This window comes from Anaerosolibacter carboniphilus (assembly GCF_014205875.1).
GTDB lineage: Bacteria > Bacillota > Clostridia > Peptostreptococcales > Thermotaleaceae > Anaerosolibacter > Anaerosolibacter carboniphilus.
The window spans coordinates 1-1678 of the sequence record NZ_JACHEN010000072.1 but is presented as its reverse complement, the minus strand read 5'-3'; the positions used below and the strand labels follow the sequence as shown (position 1 = coordinate 1678).

The 1678-nt window shown below is 38.7% G+C and carries 1 protein-coding gene; it reads left to right on the top strand.

The features are described from left to right. Window positions 1–128: 128 nt before the first annotated feature. On the top strand, window positions 129–1439 hold the full coding sequence (locus HNQ80_RS25505) for an IS30 family transposase (RefSeq protein ID WP_184314085.1): 1311 nt from the start codon (window positions 129–131) through the stop codon (window positions 1437–1439). Window positions 1440–1678 lie beyond the last annotated feature (239 nt).

The following is a 1678-nucleotide window of genomic DNA, read 5'->3' as shown; positions in this document are numbered from 1 at the left end:
GGTAAAGTGAAAGACTAAATTCCAGTTTGTAAGACTAAATTCAATCCTATGGATGTTACTCTTACACGTCTCTTTCAGTATAATAAAAGTGCAGATGATTGCCTGCCTGTGCTGAAGGAGATGTTATCATGTCCAAAAAAATTAAAGGCAATCAAAAACACCTGACATTATCTCAAAGGATTGTTATTGAAAAAGGATTGAATGATCAGATTCCCTTTGCAGAAATAGCCCGAAAGATTCAAAAAGATCCGAGTACGATTTCTAAAGAAGTGCGTAAACATCATGAGTATGCCACCAGAAAGCCTACGGCTCCAGCTATTCCCTGTTCCAACAGATCTGATTGTAGAATACGTTATCTGTGCTCTGAGAACTGTGCGATGTTCTGTAAAATCTGTCAAAAGCCCAAGTTTCGTTGTTTAGATATCTGCCCCGATTATAAGCCCACTCAATGCACGAAATTGAACAAACCACCTTATGTATGTAATGGCTGTTCTAAGAAACCAAGCTGTTTGTTACAGAAAGTTTTCTATTCAGCAAAGTATGCAGACGACACCTATCGAGACACTCTGATTTCTTCCAGAGAAGGAATTAACCAAAGTGTGGTTGATATTGCCATGTTGGATGCATTGGTCTCCCCTTTATTGCTAAAAGGACAATCCATTGCTCATATTTACTCCACCCATGCAGCAGAAATACCTTGCTGTCGAAAGACACTTTACAATTACATTGATAAATCCGTATTCTCTGCTAGAAATATCGATCTTCGGCGAAGAGTTCGCTATAAGCCAAGAAGAAAGTCAACTCATGTCAGTCTTTTGGTCCGAGAATTCCGGGTCGGACGTACCTATGATGATTTTCAAAAACTAATCAAAGAACATCCCAATACTGCCGTCGTTGAAATGGATACCGTAGAAGGTGCCAAAGGTGGTAAGGTATTTCTTACGATGCTGTTTCGCAATTGCTCTTTGATGCTGATATTTTTGATGGAAGAAAAAACTCAGGATTGTGTAAAAAAGGTTTTCGACCACCTTACCCAATCCCTTGGAACTAAAGTGTTTCAGGCACTTTTTCCAGTGATTCTAACTGACAATGGAGTCGAATTTCAGGATCGGCTCAGGCTTGAATGTGATGAAAACGGAGAAATCCGAACACAAATTTACTACTGTAACCCTCATAGTTCCTGGCAGAAAGGTATGATTGAAAAGAACCACCAGTATATCAGACATGTTGTCCCGAAGGGAAAATCCTTTGATAAATATACACAGAAAGAAATTAATCGATTAATGAATCACATCAATAGCGAAGCAAGGGACAGCTTGAATGGCTGTACACCATACAAGCTGTCCCTGCTACTACTGAATAACCAGCTACATTCCGTTTTACATTTACAGGAAATCCCCCCTGATGATGTAATGTTACGACCGGAATTGCTGAAATAATACGGATATGGCACAGGCAGATTTCACTGCATAGAACTTAGTCTTACACTTAGGCAAGTGGAATTTAGTCTTACACCCTAAATCCAGTTGCCCTTTTGGCGTGCTCAAAATTCATTTTTACTATGCCTATAAGGTCATTATATAGCAAATTAATAGTAATGTTTAGTCTCAAAAATAGAGTTTAGTTCTGCATTTGCTCGGCATGTGCTCTATACTAGAATTTAACTTTTCTTTTAACT

Excerpts from the sequence above, each read along its gene's own strand:
- HNQ80_RS25505 (WP_184314085.1), top strand. The coding sequence starts at position 129 with ATGTCCAAAAAAATTAAAGGCAATCAAAAACACCTGACATTATCTCAA.